The organism is Enterobacter sp. V87_3 (assembly GCF_029967835.1).
GTDB classification, from domain to species: Bacteria; Pseudomonadota; Gammaproteobacteria; order Enterobacterales; family Enterobacteriaceae; genus Enterobacter; species Enterobacter cancerogenus.
The window spans coordinates 296,239-315,243 of sequence record NZ_JASCAM010000024.1 but is presented as its reverse complement, the minus strand read 5'-3'; the positions used below and the strand labels follow the sequence as shown (position 1 = coordinate 315,243).

The 19,005-nt window shown below is 57.0% G+C and carries 17 protein-coding genes; 6 read left to right on the top strand and 11 right to left on the bottom strand.

Going from position 1 to position 19,005, the window contains the following annotated elements; genetic code table 11:
- The first annotated feature begins 18 nt into the window (after positions 1-18).
- The 3 genes from QLG21_RS14115 to QLG21_RS14105 are packed head-to-tail and all read left to right on the top strand — an operon-like array spanning position 19 to position 3,660.
- The gene (locus tag QLG21_RS14115) at positions 19-1,365 is read left to right on the top strand and encodes a GlcNAc-transferase family protein (RefSeq protein WP_006178511.1); all 1,347 of its coding nucleotides are present in this window, start codon (positions 19-21) and stop codon (positions 1,363-1,365) included.
- Positions 1,359-3,179, top strand: coding sequence for an OmpA family protein (locus QLG21_RS14110; protein ID WP_006178512.1), 1,821 nt, complete (start codon positions 1,359-1,361; stop codon positions 3,177-3,179). The genes QLG21_RS14115 and QLG21_RS14110 overlap by 7 nt, the downstream gene beginning before the upstream one ends.
- Positions 3,172-3,660, top strand: coding sequence for a DcrB-related protein (locus tag QLG21_RS14105; protein WP_137903625.1), 489 nt, complete (start codon positions 3,172-3,174; stop codon positions 3,658-3,660). The genes QLG21_RS14110 and QLG21_RS14105 overlap by 8 nt, the downstream gene beginning before the upstream one ends.
- Positions 3,661-3,761: 101 nt before the next feature.
- Here QLG21_RS14105 and QLG21_RS14100 read toward each other — a convergent pair whose 3' ends face one another.
- The 5 genes from QLG21_RS14100 to gss all read right to left on the bottom strand — a co-directional run bounded on the left by QLG21_RS14100 (position 3,762) and on the right by gss (position 8,753).
- A complete protein-coding gene (locus QLG21_RS14100) occupies positions 3,762-4,391 on the bottom strand; it encodes an NrsF family protein (RefSeq protein ID WP_153689403.1) in 630 nt (209 codons plus the stop codon).
- On the bottom strand, positions 4,378-4,935 hold the full coding sequence (locus QLG21_RS14095; RefSeq protein WP_102890201.1) for a sigma-70 family RNA polymerase sigma factor: 558 nt from the start codon (positions 4,933-4,935) through the stop codon (positions 4,378-4,380). Before QLG21_RS14095 ends, QLG21_RS14100 begins: the two co-directional genes overlap by 14 nt.
- 20 nt (positions 4,936-4,955) lie before the next feature.
- Positions 4,956-6,188 (bottom strand): thioredoxin family protein, encoded by a 1,233-nt coding sequence (locus QLG21_RS14090; protein WP_282484637.1) that lies wholly within the window; start codon positions 6,186-6,188, stop codon positions 4,956-4,958.
- Positions 6,189-6,208: 20 nt separating this feature from the next.
- Positions 6,209-6,760, bottom strand: coding sequence for a peroxiredoxin (locus tag QLG21_RS14085; protein ID WP_171007419.1), 552 nt, complete (start codon positions 6,758-6,760; stop codon positions 6,209-6,211).
- A gap of 130 nt (positions 6,761-6,890) precedes the next feature.
- Positions 6,891-8,753, bottom strand: a complete 1,863-nt coding sequence (gene gss, locus QLG21_RS14080; protein WP_282484636.1) for a bifunctional glutathionylspermidine amidase/synthase — start codon at positions 8,751-8,753, stop codon at positions 6,891-6,893.
- A gap of 203 nt (positions 8,754-8,956) precedes the next feature.
- Here gss and yghU point away from each other — a divergent pair, with 203 nt between their 5' ends.
- A complete protein-coding gene (yghU, locus tag QLG21_RS14075) occupies positions 8,957-9,829 on the top strand; it encodes a glutathione-dependent disulfide-bond oxidoreductase (RefSeq protein ID WP_006178519.1) in 873 nt (290 codons plus the stop codon).
- A gap of 18 nt (positions 9,830-9,847) precedes the next feature.
- Here yghU and QLG21_RS14070 read toward each other — a convergent pair whose 3' ends face one another.
- The 4 genes from QLG21_RS14070 to QLG21_RS14055 form a co-directional block, all read right to left on the bottom strand.
- On the bottom strand, positions 9,848-10,567 hold the full coding sequence (locus QLG21_RS14070; protein ID WP_282484635.1) for a molybdate ABC transporter substrate-binding protein: 720 nt from the start codon (positions 10,565-10,567) through the stop codon (positions 9,848-9,850).
- Positions 10,567-11,619 (bottom strand): ABC transporter substrate-binding protein, encoded by a 1,053-nt coding sequence (locus tag QLG21_RS14065; protein ID WP_282484634.1) that lies wholly within the window; start codon positions 11,617-11,619, stop codon positions 10,567-10,569. The genes QLG21_RS14070 and QLG21_RS14065 overlap by 1 nt, the downstream gene beginning before the upstream one ends.
- 104 nt (positions 11,620-11,723) lie before the next feature.
- Positions 11,724-12,326, bottom strand: a complete 603-nt coding sequence (locus QLG21_RS14060) for a LuxR C-terminal-related transcriptional regulator (protein WP_282484633.1) — start codon at positions 12,324-12,326, stop codon at positions 11,724-11,726.
- Positions 12,327-12,334: 8 nt separating this feature from the next.
- Positions 12,335-12,928 carry a LuxR C-terminal-related transcriptional regulator gene (locus tag QLG21_RS14055; protein ID WP_282484632.1) on the bottom strand — a complete coding sequence of 198 codons (594 nt, stop codon included), beginning with the start codon at positions 12,926-12,928 and terminating at the stop codon, positions 12,335-12,337.
- Between the two features lie 266 nt (positions 12,929-13,194).
- On the opposite strand from QLG21_RS14055, the gene fucR reads away from it, so the two are divergent.
- Positions 13,195-13,911: an L-fucose operon activator gene (gene fucR, locus QLG21_RS14050; protein ID WP_282484631.1), complete on the top strand. Its 717-nt coding sequence runs from the start codon at positions 13,195-13,197 to the stop codon at positions 13,909-13,911.
- Here fucR and QLG21_RS14045 read toward each other — a convergent pair.
- A complete protein-coding gene (locus QLG21_RS14045; protein WP_006178523.1) occupies positions 13,893-14,180 on the bottom strand; it encodes a DUF2623 family protein in 288 nt (95 codons plus the stop codon). The two genes, fucR and QLG21_RS14045, sit on opposite strands and share 19 nt — an antisense overlap.
- Before the next feature lie 94 nt (positions 14,181-14,274).
- Entirely contained in the window at positions 14,275-15,822 is a 1,548-nt protein-coding gene (locus tag QLG21_RS14040) for a methyl-accepting chemotaxis protein (protein WP_137903632.1), read from the bottom strand.
- Between the two features lie 507 nt (positions 15,823-16,329).
- Here QLG21_RS14040 and QLG21_RS14035 point away from each other — a divergent pair.
- Positions 16,330-18,930, top strand: a complete 2,601-nt coding sequence (locus QLG21_RS14035) for an autotransporter domain-containing protein (RefSeq protein WP_282484630.1) — start codon at positions 16,330-16,332, stop codon at positions 18,928-18,930.
- Positions 18,931-19,005: the final 75 nt, after the last annotated feature.

Sequence of the window (19,005 nt, the reverse complement as noted above, 5' to 3'; positions counted from 1 at the left end):
TTAAATGGATTGGGAAAAATGGACACCCCAGCGACAATTTTTATCAGCATCGCCAGCTATCGCGACCCGGAACTCATTCCAACGCTACAGGATATGCTGCGCCATGCCGCTCACCCGGAGAATCTGCATCTTTCTGTTTGCTGGCAGGACGACGAAAACCTGTCGCTGTTTGAACAACAGGGCATGACCCCGGAAGGCCGCCGCATCGTTGCGGGTCAGGAGGTATTTGCCTTTCGTTACCGTCAGGCCAGGATTGATATTATCAGCGTGCATTATTTTGCCAGCCAGGGTGCCTGCTGGGCGCGTAGCATGGCGGAAACGCTGTTTGAACAGGAAGCCTATTTTCTGCAAATCGATTCCCACTGCCGCTTTATTCCCGGCTGGGATGACGAAATGATCGCCATGCTGCGCCAGGTAGAGCAGAAAAGCGCGCGCCCCATTCTCTCCTCCTATCCGCCGCCCTATAGCCCCGGCGAAGATGAAGAGGCCAGCAAAAAGCGCTATGTCAGCCGCCTGATATTTCGCGAGTTTAATCCGCAGGGTATTCCTATGCTTAGCTCCACCCCTTTTACGGCAACCGAACCGGTGCGGGGGAGCTATCTCGCAGGGGGATTTATCTTCACCCGTGGTGATTTCGTCAGCACCGTGCCTAACGATCCGCAGATATTTTTCGCTGGCGAAGAGATCGCTATGGCGGTGCGCGCCTTCACCCACGGTTATGATATTTATCATCCGCATAAGCCGCTGCTCTGGCATTACTATCAGCGTAAAGAGCACAACAAAGTCTGGGGCGATCACTCAAACGAGGCCAAAGCGCAGGGCGCGGTGGATAAAGCCTGGTGGGAAAGAGACAACGTCTCGAAAAAACGCGTCCGGACTGTGCTGGGGCTGGAGTCAGAAGACGCCGCAAGCCTGGCGCCTTACACCACGGGATCGGCACGTTCTCTGCGCGCGTTTGAATATCAGACCGGGATCTGCCTGCAAAGGGGCACCGTGCTGCCGGAAGTCATGAGCGCGGAGAAGATCAACTTTTTCCCGACACCTCCCGATGATCACGCGCAGTGGCTTGCCCGCCAGTACGTCTGGTACAAAAAAAACCTCACGCTGGAGCCCGCCGTCTGGCGCGCTGACGACAAAGAGGCGGAAACCCTGCACCTTGGCGTTTATAACCCGCAAAACATGCTGCTCTATAAACGCACGCTCGACGCCCGGGAACTGCAGGCGCTGCATACCGCCTCCCCGGATGACAACCTCACACTCTCGCTCGAATTTAAAACCGCCAACGCCGCGCAGCCTTCTGTCGTGCGGATATGTCCGTGGTCAATAACCTCTGGCTGGGGCACCGTTACGGAGAAAACATGGTGAAAAGTGAACATTTTTTCTGCCGCCTGATCGGCATTGATACCCTGATATCCTTCGACGGCATCATTCCTTCAGCGGCGGATTTTCAGCTCAGGCTGATTTCACTCATTGAGCAGTTCAATAAAGCGTTGCAGGAAGAGAACCAGGCTGCCGAAGAGAGCGAGGCGCTGTGCCAGTTGTTATGCGGCTATTTCGACAAACGTCTGATGATAAATCAGAAAGATAACGCGCTCGCCTGGGAGCGTTACTCGTTGATGCATTACTTCTATGGCTACACCCAAAGCCAGGCCGATGACGATATGACGTCGCTGCTGGCTGCCCTGCTTCGTTCCGACAGCAACCTGATGTTCCGCTATGCCCGAAAGTTGCTTACCCTGGTGGAACAGGTCGAAGGGCAAACCGACGCGTTGACATCGCTGCGCGCTACCTGCGCGCCCCGCACCTGGCTGATGCGCGCGGAAGCGGCCCCTGAGCCGGAAACAGGCTACGCAGATACGCCAGCGGCTTCTCCCCGGCTGATGGTGCTGATTACCGGCCCCTTCGCCCGAAAATGGTTTCACCATGCCAATCTGTCGACCAGCGACAACGGACACATCGTCTGGATGGTCGCTGAACATTCAACCACGCTCGCCAGTCGGCTCGCGCATGCGCAAGAGACGCACCCGCCCATGGCGACAGTGGCGCTGTTTCCCGTGCTCGTCGATGGCGTGGAAAACAGCGCCCTGCTGACAGAGCAGCTGATGTCCTGGCAGTACGTCTTTACCTCGATACGGCTTAACAGTCGGTTGCCCTGTATCCCGGCGTTTTATACCCGTCTGAGTCAGCAACGCCATTCGCACGACCCTGACCGGGCGATCTGGACCAGCTCACTGACGCCACCGCCGCACGGTGAGTTGACCCTGGAGTCGTGTTTCCACGACCTGGTGGAGAAGCTTAACGCCCGCGATGACGGCCAGGATCTTTACGCCATACAGCGTTATACGCTCGGCAGAACCTTTATCGCCTGGCTTGCGGAAAGCCGGCTGATGAACGTTATGCAGACCTTGTTTAAAAATACCCCGCTCGATCTGGCTGGCGTTATGCTGGCTGATTATGGTCAGGGATTTACGCGTCACGGCGCCTGGTCGCAATGGCTGGAGGAACGATACGGCATTCTGCCTGCACTTTCCGCCACCATCGCCATGCCGCCCTTACCGCCGTTGCCTTTGCCGCCGCTACCGGAACCCAAGACCGTCTGGCCTGCGCCTGCGCCTCTCGTTGCGCCCGCGCGGCGCCGTCGCGCTTTGCTGCCCGTCATTATCGTGCTGCTGTTACTGTTCGCCTGTCTGGCTGGCGGCATTTACTACTATGCCCGGCATAACATCGGCGAAATACGCGAGCAGATAAGGCAATTTTCTCCGTTCCCGGAAAACCTTGCCGCAGACAACGATGCCTCGCTCTTCTCCCTGGCAGATACCGTGCCGCTGTTTGCAAACGGCAGTAGCACTCTCATGCCCGATAGCGAAAAAACCCTGCTTGCTGTCGTGCCGGCAATTCGCCGCTCGCCAGAAAAAATGTTCCTGATTGTTGGCCATTCCGACAGTACCGGCTCTGCCGCGACCAACCTTGCGCTCTCCGCAGAACGTGCGCAGGTCATTAAAGAGTGGCTGGTCGCGCATACAGGACTGCCTGCCGAACAGTTCATTACCGAAGGCGCTGGCGACACCCGACCGGTCGCCAATAACGACACCAAAGACGGACGGGCGCAAAACCGCCGCGTTGAGATTATTCCCTTATCCCGACAAACCATTAAGGATGAAAAGGACTTACATGAATAAAACACCCATGACTTATCCTATTAATGAAGGCACTTTCATGACGCTCACGCCGCAGGAAGATCAGTCCATTAATATTCTGCGGTATATGGATGAGGACAATAACCCGTACAACATACTGATAAATCGCACCACGCTGGAAAAAGATCAAACGGTGGACGATTTCTGTGAGAAGCAGTGGGAAAAAATGAAGCTTTATGTGCCTGGATTTGAGGTGGAAGGCAAAAACTTACGCCATGAAATTGGCCCAGCCAAACTGCAGGTGCTGCAAACGGCCAATAAATTCCTGGAGGATGGTGCCTGGGTCCGGCAGGTCTCGTCTATTGTGACGCTGCCCCATCATCCTAAACACAATCCCGAGTCGCGCAAACTGCTGGTCTTTACGCTGGCTGCTTATAACGACTTTACCGAAGCACAGCGTAAGCATTACGTCCGTATTATCAACAGCTTTATTCCAGCGGAAACCGCAATGAACGTGGAGTAACCCGCACTCCCCTCTGCCTCCGCCCGGGGCGCAGAGGGGAACTCTGTACCGCAACAGTATGGAACACATGTGCAGGAATCATCGATTCCGGGTACCCCTCTTTAAAGAACCCTCACCCACCGCCATCCCAGCAGTATCGTCCCCAGAATAATCGTTATCCCCGCGGCCACATGCAGCAGAAAATCCAGGGGATGAACTTCAACAGGATGGCAGAGCGACAGCAGCGTTAACGCCATGCAGGCCACGCCAGCCCCCGCCGCCGCCAGCGTGCGCAGCGGATACAGCGCCCCTGTACGCCGCAAATAGCCAATAACAATGACCACCATGGGCGCGCCGACCGCCATCATGTAGACGTAGCAGTTCACCTCATCAGCATGGTGCGCCTGCGCGGGCGCGAGCCGCAAACTCATCATTACCCCGCCCAGCCACAGCGCGGCCAGCGGAATAAACCATTTCCAGTTCAGGGGGGAACGACCGGGGATGCTGAGCAAAAACGCGTTGCGAATGGCGAGCGTCCCCATCACAAACGCCACCGCCAGCTGAAAAACCGCAATCAGCGCGCCCGGATGGCTCCAGTCCGTGCCGTCTCGCGGAAACGCCAGGCTGCTCAACCAGCCGCACGGCAGCGCCATCAGCAGCCAGCCGACAACGCGCCAGGGGTTCGCCAGCGTGCGGCGTATCGGCCCGGCATCCTGACTCAGCTGTTTTATGAAAACATCATGATCGACCATGTTTCGCTCCCATACGGCGAAGGTTGGTAAGGGCTCTATGTAATAACGATTTCACTGCCGCAATGCTCAAATTGTTCTGTGTCGCCGCCTCGGCAAGGCTCATCTCCTGAAGATGGACATGCTCGACAATTTGCCGCTGGCGCAGCGGGAGTTGGTCGAGTATCCGCGCCAGGCGTTCCTCTTTATCTGTGTGCTCGGGCAGATCTTCACCCGGGCTTTCCTGTGCATCCTCTTCGCGCGTTTCACGCTGCCAGTGGCGACCCCGCTTGCGTAACGCGTCAACGGCGCGCGCCTGCGTTATCGCCATCAGCCACGGCAGAAAGGGGTAGGCAGGATCGTAGGTATGGCGCACCCGATGCACGGTCAGGAGGACATCCTGGATAACATCGTCGACCAGCACATCATCGAAAATGTGCTTGCGAACGCGCGTGCGGATGACGGGCACAATCGCCCGCAACAGCTGGGTATACGCGTGACGATCGCCCGCCTGCGCGCGTGCCATCAGGGCGGGCCATGCGTCTCGCGGTGCAAAGCCGTTATCCATATTGCGCCATCATTATGACCTCACGCTTTTTTCCCGGCGGCCTGATCCAGAGCCTTAACCACAATCGACGGTGTCAGGACCTGGGGAAGCACCTCAGGCGCGCTGCCGTCCGCGGGATAAACCACATACAGCGGAAGACCGCCCTGGCCGAACGCGCTCATTGCATCGTCAATATCCGCATTAAACTTCGTTGAGTCCGCCACCATATAAACGGCGCCGGTGCGTGAAAGCGCCTGTTTAACCGTCTCCGTCGACAGCGACGTGCGATCGTTAACCTGGCAGGTGATGCACCACGATGCCGTAAAATTGACAAAGATCGCTTTGCCCTGCCCGCGCAGTTGCGCCACCGTCTGCGGCGACCACTTCACCGGCTCGGTGTGAGTAACGCTTTGCACGTCGGGCTGCGAAGGCTGCGTATGGATTACGCCGGGCAGCGGGCCGATCGCGGCGATGAACAACACCACCGTCACCGCCAGCAGCGCTTTATACGACTGGCCGATATAGCGTCTGCGCTGGGCCATGCCGTACAGCCACGCCGCAAAACTCACCACCACCGCACTGGCGAGCATGGCGGCCAGGGCGGTGGTACCTGCCTGCTGCGTCAGCACCCAGACCAGCCAGGCGAAGGCACCCAGCATCGGGAATGCCAGCCCGCGCTTGAGCAGATCCATCCACGCGCCGGGCCGCGGCAGGCGTCTGGCAATCGACGGGAACAGTGAAATCAAGGTAAAGGGGGCGGCAAAGCCTATCGCCAGCGCCAGGAAAATAGCCAGCGATACCGCCGGAGGTTGTACCAGGGCATAGCCTACCGCACCTGCCATAAACGGCGCAGAACACGGGGTGGCGACCACAATAGCCAGCGCACCGGTTAGCGCCGAACGCGTAAACGCCCCGCGGCCCATGGAAATTTCCCCCGCGCGCTGCAGCGATAGCCCCACCTCAAACACGCCCAGCAGGTTCAGGGCGGCCCCCAAAATCACCAGCGATAATACGGCGATAACCAGCGGAGACTGAAGCTGAAATCCCCAGCCAACGGCGGTGCCGCCGGCGCGCAGTGCCAGTAATACCCCCGCCAGCGCCAGCATAGTGAGTACGACCCCAAGCAAAAATCCCAGCCCCTCGGTGCGGGCGCTTTTGATGTCGCCCTGATGGCGCAACATGCCCAGCGCCTTCAGCGAAATCACGGGGAATACGCAGGGCATAAAATTGAGGATAATGCCGCCCAACAGGGCGGCCAGAATGGCAGTCAACATAGCGGACCCCGTTATTCAGGTTACGAGTGCGACTTCGCGTATTTCTTCACGGCATCCATCGTTTTTTGAATGTGCTCGTCTGGGTTGCGGTCGGTATAGCTCAGCAGAATTTTGCCGTCCGGAGCGATAACAAACGAGGTGCGGTCAGAAACCGTTTTGCCGTTCATCTGCATCAGGGTCTGGTACTCAGCCGCCACTTTCGCGCCGGGGTCAGCCGCGACGGCAAATTTATCCCGACACTCCAGCTTCGAGAACTCATCCACCTGGTCAACGTTACCGGCGGTGACACCCACCACGGTCGCCCCCAGTTTTTTGAAGTCATCGGTGGCTTCGGCAAAGGCGTGCGCTTCAAGCGTACAGCCCTTGGTGAAGGCCGCCGGGAAGAAGTAGAGCACCACCGGGCCTTTCTTCAGCGCCTGCTGAAGGGAGAAGGTCAAGGGTTTACCGCCCAGTGCACCCTGAAGGCTGAAGTCCGGCGCGTTGGCACCTGCCTCAAGGGCGGCATGGGCGTTTACTGCGAAGAGGGAAAGGCTCAGTACAGCAGCGGCAGACAAGGTTTTCAAACGATTCATGGTCGACTCCATCAGGGAAAAAGGGGGCTTTATGAATAATAGTTCGCACGCTAACCCCTGAAGGTTTCGCTCAATGATAAAAAAAGTCCGCAGGGGTCGCCTGCGGACTTTTTATGGCCTCCGGGGAGGATTATTTATCCTTCTCGACCATCAGCGGTTCAATATCGCTCTCTTTTTTCACCACCAGCGTTTCATCCCCGCGCAGGCAGGTTCCGCCGTAGTTTCCCCCCACGGTAAAGGTGCACACCTGAATGTACTTTCCGTCTACTTTTGGCAGGCACCACAGCTGCTGGTAAATGTTTTTACGGTCGACAAACTTGCCGCTGGATTTATCCAGCAGTTCGTCCTGCGCGCTAATCAGATCGATATTGCTGCCGCAGCGCCCGGCAATTGGCTTCACGGCGTAGCCGGTCGTTTTCAGCAGGTCGTTAACCTCAAAATCGGTATCCAGCAGGTAGCGGTGGTTCGGGAACAGCTGCCACAGCACCGGCAAGATCGCCTTGTTGCCGGGGATCACCGTCCAGAGCGGTTCGAAGACCAGCACTTCCGGGCGCAGCAGCACGTCGATCAGACGCACTTCCCCTGCAGGGTGCCCGGTCCGGATCGGTACGGCGGCATACTCGGTTTCACTCACCTCGCGGATCTGCTCGATCGCCGTTTCCCACGCCCAGGTTTTCCAGACGCAGTTAACGGGGCGGCCTTCATCGTCAATCAGTTGTCCGGCGTGATCCCAGCTCAGCGCGCCAAGGCCGTGGAGGATTTTGGTATCAAACCCCGCCTGCATCAGCGAACGCTGAATAAAGAGCGCGTGATAGTCTTCCTCGACGTCGTTGTCCTGCATGATGTGCACAAACGGACGCGCATGGCTGTGCTTCCACGCGCCGGTCAGTTCTTCCAGCAGCCCTTCCGCCGGGTTATGGCCGGTTCCGCGATAGCCGTTTTTCACCCACTCCTCGAGGATTAATCCCCCTTCCGTGTGGCAGGAGGCGGAGTCCGCGTTGTATTCGTACACCTTGATGCCGCGCTCATCCATGCAGAAATCCATACGGCCAGTGATCATATGGTGACGTCGCCACTGCCAGGAGAGGCGCAGGCGCGGCCAGAGGATTTTAGGGATGTCGAAAAGCGCCAGTAAGTTATCGTCTTTCAGCACTTTGTCGGTCGCGTGGAGGTACATCAGGTGCAGTTCGTTGGTGGCCTTGATCAGCTCCTGCTCGGCGCTTTCGGTAATGGTGAAATAGTGGCAGGGATCGTTATTGATGACGTGACCGTTAGCGCGAACGTACGCCTGCTGCAGAGCGTCGTTTTCGTTGAGCCATTTGCCGTCGAACTGACGCTGATTTTTGAGCCGCGCACCGCGGATTTTCAGCAGCTCGCCGTCGATTTCCGGCTGCGGGATGCTGTGCTCCGTGTCGCTGGTCTGGATCATCCAGCCCAAAATTTCCGTGTCGGTGAAGGTGTCGTGCAGCGTGTAGCAGCCGTTCTCGACGGTCATGCGCAGCTCGCGCGTCCACTGCTGCCCCAGCGGGAGCGGAGCGTGAATGACGTTCTGCTCCGCAATGCGGACCTTATCGCCGCAGAGCTGGGTGATGACGGCAACGTGCCCGGTTTCATGGAACTCACCGCCCTTTTGCCAGATCAGCAGCGCCCCGGCGCGCGGCGCGCGCTGCGATCCGTTGGCGAAGGCCTGCAGCGGCAAAATGTTGTCGTTCACCACCTCACGCAGGAAGCGCAGGGAGAAGATCTCCCACGCCATGCCGACGTCGGTAAAGACAACACCGTAATTGAGAAAAAGAAAACGACGCGCAAACTCAACACACTGCCACTTGTGGCCCATGTATTCGTTGCCGATATAGCTTCGGAATTCCGCCTCTTCCGGGTAGCAGCGCGGGTCGAGGCTGTCGTAATTGGATGAGTAAATCGCCACACCACCTGGCGCATAGCCTAATAACGTCCCGAAGGGTGCATCACTGCTTAACGTTCCTTTACGCATGTATCCAACCTAAAGCTGGCAGGCGGCAATTTTAGTAAGGTTGTCGTCGTCTGCACGTTGAGATTAACCTGACAGAGGTGGATTTATCATACACCTGCGATCGCAGAAATATAGCGCCACGTTGGATAACGCCTCTCATCGTTAAACCGTTTTGTCATCTCCTGCTACACTGCCTCAACACATCACTCAAAAGGCAGGCCAACATGTCAGACAACAACACCTATCAGCCACCGAAAGTGTGGGAATGGAAGCAGAATGCCAACGGCGGCGCGTTCGCCAACATCAACCGTCCGGTGTCGGGCGCGACGCATGAGAAGGAACTGCCGGTCGGCTCGCACCCGCTGCAGCTCTACTCCCTGGGCACGCCAAACGGCCAGAAGGTCACCATCATGCTCGAAGAGCTGCTGGCGCTGGGCGTGACGGCGGCAGAGTACGACGCGTGGCTTATCCGCATCGGCGAAGGCGATCAGTTCTCCAGCGGTTTTGTTGAGGTGAACCCGAACTCGAAGATCCCGGCGCTGCGTGACCACTCCACCACCCCGCCGACGCGCGTGTTTGAATCTGGCAGCATCCTGCTTTATCTGGCGGAAAAATTTGGTCACTTCCTGCCAAAAGATCCGGCGGGACGTACCGAAACCCTGAACTGGCTGTTCTGGCTGCAGGGCGCGGCACCGTTCCTCGGCGGCGGTTTCGGCCACTTCTACAACTATGCGCCGGTAAAAATTGAGTACGCGATTGACCGCTTCACCATGGAAGCCAAGCGTCTGTTTGACGTGCTGGATAAACAGCTGGCGCGCGGGCGTTACGTGGCGGGAGAAGAGTACACCATCGCCGATATGGCGATCTGGCCGTGGTTTGGCTGCGTGGCGCTGGGCAGCGTGTATAACGCCGCCGAGTTCCTCGATGCCGGGAAATACACCAACGTCCAGCGCTGGGCAAAAGACGTGGGTAACCGTCCGGCGGTCAAACGCGGGCGTATCGTCAACCGTACCAACGGTGAACTGAACGAGCAGCTGCACGAACGCCACGCGGCGAGCGACTTCGATACCCAGACCGAAGATAAACGTCAGGGCTAAAATGTGCGCCCGGTGGCGCTACGCAACCGGGCGTGAAGACGGTTTTGGGCAGGCTGGTTCACCAAATCCAGCCTGCCTGAGTCGTCCTTTTGCCTCATCAGACTGTAAAAAATCCGCCAGACGCTGGGCGCGCGGCGTGATAACCGCACAGGCATAATCCGCGCGCGGGTTATAGGGCGCGGGGATATCCATCACCGTCAGCCCGGCAATCTGCCGAAGCGCGGCGGCATAGCTCGCGTAGCCGATAAACACCTCCGCCTGCCCGCTGAAAATAATCCACTGCGCGGCCAGCATCTCTGCCGGGATCGGTGAAGAATCACGCCCACCCACCAGGGCTATCGCCCGCGTCCTCAACGCCTCGCCCGCCTCTCCCATCCGGCTAAACAGCACCTGGGTGTAATCGCCGGACGGATCGGCTCCTGCCGTGGAAGTGGCAACCCGTAAGTCGCCGCGCATCAGCACCGACCGCCAGTCGTCCTGCGCGCGTAGCACATCGCTGCGCACCGTCAGGCAGAGCCTGTTGCTGGCGAACGGCGTCACGGACGCTGCCCGCCCGGCGCGCTGCAGCGCCAGAGGATGCTCGAGGTTGGCGGAGGCAAACAGGTCGCACCGCTCACCGGCTTCGATACGTTCCCGTAGCAGCCCGGCGGGGCCAAACTGCGTGTCGACATGTTCCGGGAATTGCGCCATCAACGGCTGCCAGACGCTGCGCAGGCTGCCCGCCGCCAGCACGCGCATCAGTCGATCCCCTGATAGTGGGTGCGGTAGAAGCGCTGATACCAGTCGTCTGCCACCTTGCGCATGTCTACATCCGTAAACTTCTGCGGGTAGAGCTTTTTCGCCATCCACAGTTCGCCAATGCCCATTGCTTCCGGCATCGGGTAACCCCAGGCTTTGGCGTAGTCGGGCATCAGATAGACGCGGTGGTGTTTGACCGCATCAATCACCTGCCACTGCGGGCTTGTCATGATCTCATTGACGACGGACGGGTAGCGGTCCTGCACGAAGATCACCTGCGGGTTCCAGGCGATGACCTGCTCCATCGCCACGGTTTTGAAGCCCTGAATGGTCGATGCGGCAACGTTAACCGCGCCCGCGTGCGCCATCATCAGCCCGGTGTATTTCCCCGAGCCGTAGGTGGTGAGTTCCGGGTTAGCCATATAAGCGCGGACGCGTTTTTCGGCGGGGATAGCCTTCAGGCGGTCGCTCACTTTTTTGCGGCCCAGGTCGGTCGCTTCAATTAACGCCTTCGCTTCCGGCTGCTTATTGACGATCTCGCCAATCAGCGCGATCCCTTCGCGCAGCCCCTGATCGTAGGCTTTTTCCTCGTCGGCCAGGGTCGGGTTCAGTTTGGTTTTTTCACCGGCTGCATCGTGGCGCAGGGAGATCGCCACGACCGGGATGCCGAGGCTGGCGATTTTGTCGATCATCTCCTGCGGCGCATAGTTCGTGACAAATACCACCTGCGGTCTGAGCGCCACCAGCTTTTCCGGATCGACGTGCGTGAGATCGCCCAGCGTCGCTTTCTGGTTCAGCTCTGGCGCGAGACGCGCATAGCCCTCGCCCAGCTGCTGCTTCCAGTTCGCCATCACGCCGACGATTTTGTCAGTGGCATGCATTTGCACCAGCAGGTTAAGGGTTTGATGCTGAAGCACAACCACCCGATCGACGTCGTCGGGAATCGTCACCGTGCGGCCAATCTGGTCGGTTATCTGGCGAGATGCCTGGGAAGAAAGCGGAAATAAAATCAGGGCGCAAAACGCCACTGCCTGCCAAAAGCGCTGTTTCATAATGTCCTCACATATCGTTATGCAGTGGATTATATAACGATTAGGTAAGGAAGTCGTGGTGTGCTTTGGGGGTAGGCGCTAACGGGCTAGCGCCGTCGGACGTGTTATGCGGCCGTTCCCATATCATGGAGGCATTTTGTTAACGCCAGATCGTCAGCCACCTGCAGTTTGCGCATGATATTTCGTTTATGCGAACTGATGGTTTTTTCACTGCGATACAGCTTCCTGGAGATCTCCACTCCTGACCATCCCGCACGCAGGAAGGCCAGTATTGCGCGTTCCGCGGGTGTGAAGGTGATACCATTTTTTCTTATCGGTATCCCGGCCATCCGCATAATAAGCGGGCTGAGATAGCGGGATTTTTTCATCGTGTTTTCGATGACGTCGTACAGGGCAAAGTGCGGTTCATCCACGCACAGAATGGAACAGCCATAATCCCTGAGCAGCGTCGCCACGAAGGCTTTTTGCGTTGCCCTTACCAGCACCAGCGTCGTCGGGCTTGTCAGACTGTGGCGCTTTTCTTGCAGAATGGCGTCAGAATTAAACCCTTCCACGATCGACAAATGGGCTTTTTTATCCATGCAGGAAACTGAATTTAACTGATAACCCCAGCCCGGATGTAAACTGGCCATGTGATCGAGACTGGCGCGCAGGCCCGCGTAATAAACGAGGTGGCTGAGGTTATGGTCTATCTGATAAATAAACATAAATGTCCTTATTTATACTTTTCGGCAAACTGCGAAATGTGACTGAGCAGAGTTATCCACTCGGCGCGGTTATTGATTCCAAGGCGTACGCGTGCATTATTTTTAAAGGTAAAAACGGTTTTTATACAGCAATTACGCCGCCCTGCGATATCCCGGGTGTCCATGCCAGCAGCGTAATCAAGAAGAATATTCAGCTCGGAGGGTGAGAACCAGGCCCGGTTTCGCAGCATGCTGGGGGGAATGTCCAGTAACGCATCAAGCTCAGACTCCAGCGACTTTGCCGTCATGCACTGGCTGGCACCGGCGGCAATAAACAGCCGCGTCATTAGCTCATCCGGTTCGGGCAGATACACCACCGTTTTTAAATCCTGCGTGCGCGTAAAGTGCAGGGTACGCACGATCCGGAAAAAATCTGCCCCTAATCCCCCCGCCCCTACCAGCACCACTTTCCCATTGTCTGCGGGTAAACAGAGTTCCTCAGTGAGTTGTTCCATCGAGAGAGGCGTTACCACCTCAAGGCCGCGCTCGCGTAATAGCGTTGAAAAACCATTGCGTAATAATAAGCGTGGTTCAAACAGAATAATAAGCGGTGAAGTGTTCATTGCGTCCGTTGCATAATAAATAAAATTTTTGCATAAGATAATTCCTGCGCTTATTACTGCAATAAAAATCCTGTCCAGAAAAAGACTGCGAATAAAATGCGATGACGACTGCTTCGCTCAGCGAAGGGAGAGGCTCCCTTCCCAAAACCGTCCTTGCATGGGAGCGTTCGCCGATCCGTGCCGCAAATCCTCCTCTTTTTTCAACATCATATTTACAAGCCCGGATAATCTGGCAAGAATCGATTTATCTTCCCAGGAACAGACGTATGAAACAGGACAGACAGCAGAACATTATTGCCTTGCTGAGCCGCTGCGACTGGCTGACGACCGAGGCGCTGGCAGAACAGCTTGCCGTCAGCAAAGAGACGATCCGCCGCGATCTGAACGGGCTTCAGCAGCAGGGGCGGATCCTGCGCCAGCACGGGCGGGCGCGGCTGCTCCATCCGGCCAGTCGTGACGGCGGCGAGCCGTTTGGCGCGCGCCTGAAAAGCCATTACGCCGACAAAGCCGATATTGCTCGCCACGCGCTGGCGTGGATCGGCGAAGGGATGACTATCGCCCTTGATGCCAGTTCGACCTGCTTTCACCTGGCGCGCCAGCTCCCCGACTGGGATCTCACCGTATTTACCAACAGCCTGCCGATCTGCCACGAAATCGCCAGGCGCGAGCGGATCACGCTGATCTGTTCCGGCGGCACGCTGGAGCGTAAGTACCGCTGTTACGTTAATCCTGCCCTGGCGACGCAGCTTAAAACCCTGGAGATTGATCTGTTTATCTTCTCCTGCGAGGGCGTCGACGAGGAGGGTAACCTGTGGGATCCAACCGAGCATAACGCCGCGTTTAAGGCCCACCTGCTCCGCCGCGCCAGCCAGTCGCTGCTGCTGATTGATAAGAGCAAATTCCAGCGCTCAAGTGAGGTGAAAATCGGCCAGCTTTCGCAGGTGACCGAGGTGATCACCGACGCTCACCCTTCGAGACGGTAGCCCGCCATAAAGTAGCGCAACGCCACGCTTGAGTGCGTGTCTCTGAAGAAGTCCATCACCATGTCGCGATCCAGCCCGTAGCGACGCGTTAAAATTCCTGCCTCCCACGCGCTCAGCTGGCGATCCCCGGTCTTCTCAAACATTCGATGCGAAAAGCCCAGCACGAAGCCGCGCTTATAGTCAGAGCAGAAGTGTGCCACGTTCTTTGCCGTATCGGCCTGTGCCGCGCGCATGCCCGCCATCAGCCCTTTTCCAAAATGGTTATCCATCGCTACGCCCTCATCGTTGTATATAAAATTATATAGCGATATTTTAAGCGATATCCAGTGAAAAAGAAGGCCGCACGTGGCGGCCTTGAGGTGATTACGCAGAGAGGCGGAATTTCTGGACGGAGCGCTGCAGATCTTCCGTCTGGCGCTCCAGGGCGGAGGCCGCGGCGGAGACCTGCTCCACCAGCGAGGCGTTCTGCTGGGTAACGCCGTCCATCTGGGTAATGGCGATACCTACCTGCGAGATGCCCTTGCTCTGCTCTTCCGAGGCAGAGGCAATCTGCTTCATGATGGTGGTCACTTCGGTGATATCGCGCAGGATCGCTTCCATGGTGGTGCCGGTGTCGTTAACCAGCTGCGCCCCCTGCGCCACGCGGGCAACCGAATCGGCAATCAGCCCTTCGATCTCTTTGGCCGCATTGGCGCTGCGGCTTGCCAGATTACGCACCTCACCAGCGACGACGGCGAAACCGCGCCCCTGTTCACCCGCACGCGCCGCTTCCACCGCCGCATTGAGCGCCAGGATGTTGGTCTGGAACGCGATGCTGTTAATGACGGTAGTGATTTCTGCAATTTTCTTAGAGCTGCCTGAAATGCCGCTCATGGTCGTCACCACCTCTTCCACCAGCGAACCGCCCCGGCTGGCGGTGGTTGACGCGACATCCGCCAGCTCGCTGGCCTGACGCGCGCTTTCGGCGTTCAGTTTTACCGTCGCGGTGAGCTGCTCCATGCTGGCGGCGGTCTCCTCCAGCGCGGCGGCCTGCTCCTCGGTGCGTGAGGAAAGGTCGTTGTTGCCACTGGAAATCTCGGTTGCGCCGCGCCAGATATTTTCACTGCCGGAGCGGATGTTGCTGACCGCTTCACGCAGACTGTCCTGCATCGCACTGAGCAGCGGCACCAGTTGCCCGACGCAGTTGCGGCCAATGGGTTCAATCGGCTGGCTGAGATCGCCCTGGGCAATCTGGCGGAACTGATGACGAATGCGATCCAGCGGTTTCACCAGCAGTGCCACCAGGTAGCGGTCGGTAAACAGCAGGATCAGCAAACCGATAATCGTGGCCACGACGATCACCGTGCGGGTCATGCTGGTCAGTCCATCCACCACCACGCGCGTGGTGTCGAGCCTGTCGCCTGCGGCCTGGTTAAAGCGTTCGGCTGCGGCACCAAAGGCGCGGCTCAGCGGCGGGGTGACGTTGTTCGCCTGCTGGCGATAGCCCTCCAGCGAACCTTGCTGCGCCTGCTGCATCTGCGGCGTTACGCCCTGATCGAGCAACGCCTGCCAGGTGCCGATCACCTGGGCGGAGATCTGCTCATCCATTGGGCCTGGCGAAATGGCCTTCATCTGCGCCAGCTTTTTGGCCATGTTATCCAGCGCCTGCTTCGCTGAGGCTAAATCAGGCGTGCCGCCGGCGGCTTTGGCCTCCATTGCGCGGCCAAGACGGGTGACAAAGCGAAAGTACTGATCGTTACCCTGGCTCAGCACCATCATCTGCTTTACCAGCTGGCGGTCGACGTCGTTACCCTCGGAGACGCGGGAGAGTGACCAGGTGCTGTACAGGCCGACCCCCGCCCACATTAAACAAAAGATCCCGAGTATCGTCAGCATAACGAAGCGGATCGTGAAATTACGAAGCATCTGCATTGAGTTTTCCTTGCCGTGAAGGGAGATTCGCCCAGAGGCGAGACTTAACCTCGTTATCGGCAGGAAATGGCGAAGGTATACTGTTTCGCGACTCTTTTTCTCACATTTTTTATTTTTCCTTTCCCAATCAGAAAACGATAATCGCGGTGCGGTAATATCCCCTAAAAATATATGTTTTTACATTTCAGCAGATGATGAAATGTAACCTTGCGGCACATTCAATTTTTTTCTCCCACCGGCTCCTCTTTTTTATTCATCTGAATTTTCAATCAATCACCCCTGTTTTGATCGCTACCGATAAAATTAGCCTGCTAACCATCCAATCACATTGACACTACAAATGTATTTGCTTTTGTTTATATGTTTAATTTATTTAAATTAGCTTAATTTAGCTTTAAGTTTTATTACATCCAAAACAGCCAGGAAGTTTCTTACTTTTAGTTTTTTCATTTAAAAAGGAGATCTGTTCAATCAATCTAATTCAGAGAAAAACAAATGCGGAATTCAATGAAACGTACGCTGATCTCCCAGTGTATTTTACTGGCCTTAACCTCTTTTGGCGTCAGTGCAAAAACAGCCCCGGTATCTCCAGACGTTCAGGCAACGCCATGCCAGAGCGGAAATAACAGCCAGACATGCGGATTAACAAAATATACCGACGGTAATTACTATCAGGATCCCGGTGCGACGAATGCCGTTATGGCTGACGCCACCGCCACCAATATTTATATGGACGGCCACCGTAACAGCGGCGATACCCAGTCATTAACCGTATCGGGCACGAATATGTCCGGCCATTATATTCAGGGCAGTAACGGCGGAACGGTCAATATTACCCTCAATAACGGCGCAACCGCCGATATGATTGAGGCTGGTTCAAAAAATGCCACAACGAATACCACCGTTAATATTGATCACTCAACGCTGAACGGTGAGAGCAGCACGGGTGATTACGATAAACATAATAAAGGCTATATGATGGGGTCCGCGATTTTCCTCGATCCCATGGATAAAGGCTATCACACCGTCAATATTACCAACGGCAGTGCGCTGCACGGGAGTATTGTGAGCGCGGGTGAAGGCGCACAGGCTATTTCCATGAGCAACAGCGCGATGGATAAAGGGGGTATTTATGCCGGCAGCCTTACATCAGATACCACTGTTTCTCTGACCAGTGCGACCGTCGATGCTTCGCAAAGTCTGATTGCAAAAAATATCGACTCGCTGGCCGAGGCGCTGTTTAAAAAAACTGGCATCAAAATTAATAACCCTGACGAATTCAACGATCTTGCCGTGGCGCTGTACGGCACCACCAACACTACGCTTGCGATGAATAACAGCACCGTAACCGGCGACGTGGCGATACTGAATGACAAAGGCACCACGACGGTAACGATGACTAATAAAAGCGTGGTGAACGGTGACGTAACGGTAGACGGCAGTACCGCCACCACGCTGCTGGTCGATAACAGTACGGTTAACGGCGACGTGGATACCAGCCACAACAGCGGCAATACCACCGTAACCCTGCAAAATAACGCGACCGTAAACGGCGATGTCAAAACCGGCTCGGGCGATGACACGCTGGTATTGACCAACAATTCTCACGTCAACGGCAACGTGGACGGCGGAGCCGGCAGCGATACGCTCTCGATGGACGCAGGCAGTTCCATCACCGGCCAGATCAGCCAGTTTGAAACGGTGAATACCACCAGCGATAACAGCATCACCATCGATAAGATCAACGATGCCACCACCTGGAGCCTGCAGGATGGCTCAACCCTCGTGGCGAGCACCACCGGCAGCAACGCCCGGGTGAGCATGAGCACCGACAGCTTCGTCAACTTCGGTACCATTACCGGTGCAAATAACGCCATCATGGTCACCAGCATTACGCCAACGGCGCAAAACAAGAGCAACGTGATTCTCGGCACGTTCAGCACCGCCAGCAGCACCGCGCCGCAGAACTATGCAGCCGCGACCTTCACCAACGGCGAGAACAGCGTTGAGAACCGCAGCGGCGCGTACAACTATGACAACAGCCTCGACATTGTGCCGGCAGATGCGGCCCCGCAAACGATGCTGGCCGCTGATAACAGCTATAACTGGAACGTGGTGTTCAACAGCGCGCAAGGCTCGCTGGCAAGCGACGTTCAGGGGCTGATTGCCGGGCTGGACGCTGCCGAGCAGGCCGGTCACCAGGTTGCGGACGACATCAGCAACCACATGAACCAGGTACACCTGGCGAATCTGCTGGGCCAGCAGCAGGACGGTGCGCAGGTCTGGGGCGACTTCCTCTATCAGAACGGAAACTTCAGCAACGACGTCGACTATAAAAGCATTACCCAGGGCGCGCAGGGCGGTGTCGACTGGACGGCGCACATGGACAACGGCGACAGCGTGACCGGCGGTATTGCCCTGGCCTGGACCCGCAGCCGCGTGCAGGACACCAGTGACGGGGTCGATAGCTTTAAGGACAGCGTTTACGGCAACTACTACAGCGTGTACGGCGGCTGGCAGCAGGCGCTGAACGGTAAATCCTGGGGCATGTTCGCCGACGGCAGCTTCAGCTATGGCGACATGCGCTATACCCTCTCAGCCAATAACGTGACGGGCAATACCAGCGGGATGACCGAGGCGCTGAACGGCTCCACCGACGGCAACCTGTACATTGCCCAGGCGCGTACCGGTGTGAACGTCCTGCTGCCAGGCGAAACCCTGCTGCAGCCGTACGCGACGCTTGGCTGGGATCAGACCAAAGCCAACGGCTTCTCCGACAGCGAAGTAACCTTTGCCGACAGCCAGGTCTCTTCCTGGAACGGCGGCGCGGGGGTGCGTTTGACCACCACCCTGACCGATCTGAACAAGAATGTGCAGGTGATGCCGTGGGTTGACGCGCGCTTCCAGAAAGAGTTTAGCGACGATACCGACATCAAGGCCGCGGATTATCACAACACCTCCGGGCACAACAACGCGATGGGTATCTTTGGGGCAGGCATCAACGCCACCATCGCGCATAACTTCTCGCTGAATACCGGCGTGTATGTGGGAACGGGTGACGTGGATAACGATGCCAGCGTTCAGGCGGGGATGAGCTACAGCTTCTGATCTCCTTCACTTCCCGGCGGCGCGACGCTGCCGGGGCAAGCCTGTTTTGCAAGCCGGGCGTGCCCGGCTTGTTTG

Excerpts from the sequence above, each read along its gene's own strand:
- QLG21_RS14060 (WP_282484633.1), bottom strand. The coding sequence starts at position 12,326 with ATGTTTATTTATCAGATAGACCATAACCTCAGCCACCTCGTTTATTAC.
- QLG21_RS14105 (WP_137903625.1), top strand. The coding sequence starts at position 3,172 with ATGAATAAAACACCCATGACTTATCCTATTAATGAAGGCACTTTCATG.
- yghU (WP_006178519.1), top strand. The coding sequence starts at position 8,957 with ATGTCAGACAACAACACCTATCAGCCACCGAAAGTGTGGGAATGGAAG.
- QLG21_RS14090 (WP_282484637.1), bottom strand. The coding sequence starts at position 6,188 with ATGTTGACTGCCATTCTGGCCGCCCTGTTGGGCGGCATTATCCTCAAT.
- QLG21_RS14040 (WP_137903632.1), bottom strand. The coding sequence starts at position 15,822 with ATGCAGATGCTTCGTAATTTCACGATCCGCTTCGTTATGCTGACGATA.
- QLG21_RS14035 (WP_282484630.1), top strand. The coding sequence starts at position 16,330 with ATGAAACGTACGCTGATCTCCCAGTGTATTTTACTGGCCTTAACCTCT.
- QLG21_RS14065 (WP_282484634.1), bottom strand. The coding sequence starts at position 11,619 with ATGAAACAGCGCTTTTGGCAGGCAGTGGCGTTTTGCGCCCTGATTTTA.
- QLG21_RS14115 (WP_006178511.1), top strand. The coding sequence starts at position 19 with ATGGACACCCCAGCGACAATTTTTATCAGCATCGCCAGCTATCGCGAC.
- QLG21_RS14045 (WP_006178523.1), bottom strand. The coding sequence starts at position 14,180 with ATGGATAACCATTTTGGAAAAGGGCTGATGGCGGGCATGCGCGCGGCA.
- QLG21_RS14110 (WP_006178512.1), top strand. The coding sequence starts at position 1,359 with ATGGTGAAAAGTGAACATTTTTTCTGCCGCCTGATCGGCATTGATACC.
- QLG21_RS14100 (WP_153689403.1), bottom strand. The coding sequence starts at position 4,391 with ATGGTCGATCATGATGTTTTCATAAAACAGCTGAGTCAGGATGCCGGG.
- QLG21_RS14070 (WP_282484635.1), bottom strand. The coding sequence starts at position 10,567 with ATGCGCGTGCTGGCGGCGGGCAGCCTGCGCAGCGTCTGGCAGCCGTTG.
- QLG21_RS14095 (WP_102890201.1), bottom strand. The coding sequence starts at position 4,935 with ATGGATAACGGCTTTGCACCGCGAGACGCATGGCCCGCCCTGATGGCA.
- QLG21_RS14055 (WP_282484632.1), bottom strand. The coding sequence starts at position 12,928 with ATGAACACTTCACCGCTTATTATTCTGTTTGAACCACGCTTATTATTA.
- fucR (WP_282484631.1), top strand. The coding sequence starts at position 13,195 with ATGAAACAGGACAGACAGCAGAACATTATTGCCTTGCTGAGCCGCTGC.
- gss (WP_282484636.1), bottom strand. The coding sequence starts at position 8,753 with ATGCGTAAAGGAACGTTAAGCAGTGATGCACCCTTCGGGACGTTATTA.
- QLG21_RS14085 (WP_171007419.1), bottom strand. The coding sequence starts at position 6,760 with ATGAATCGTTTGAAAACCTTGTCTGCCGCTGCTGTACTGAGCCTTTCC.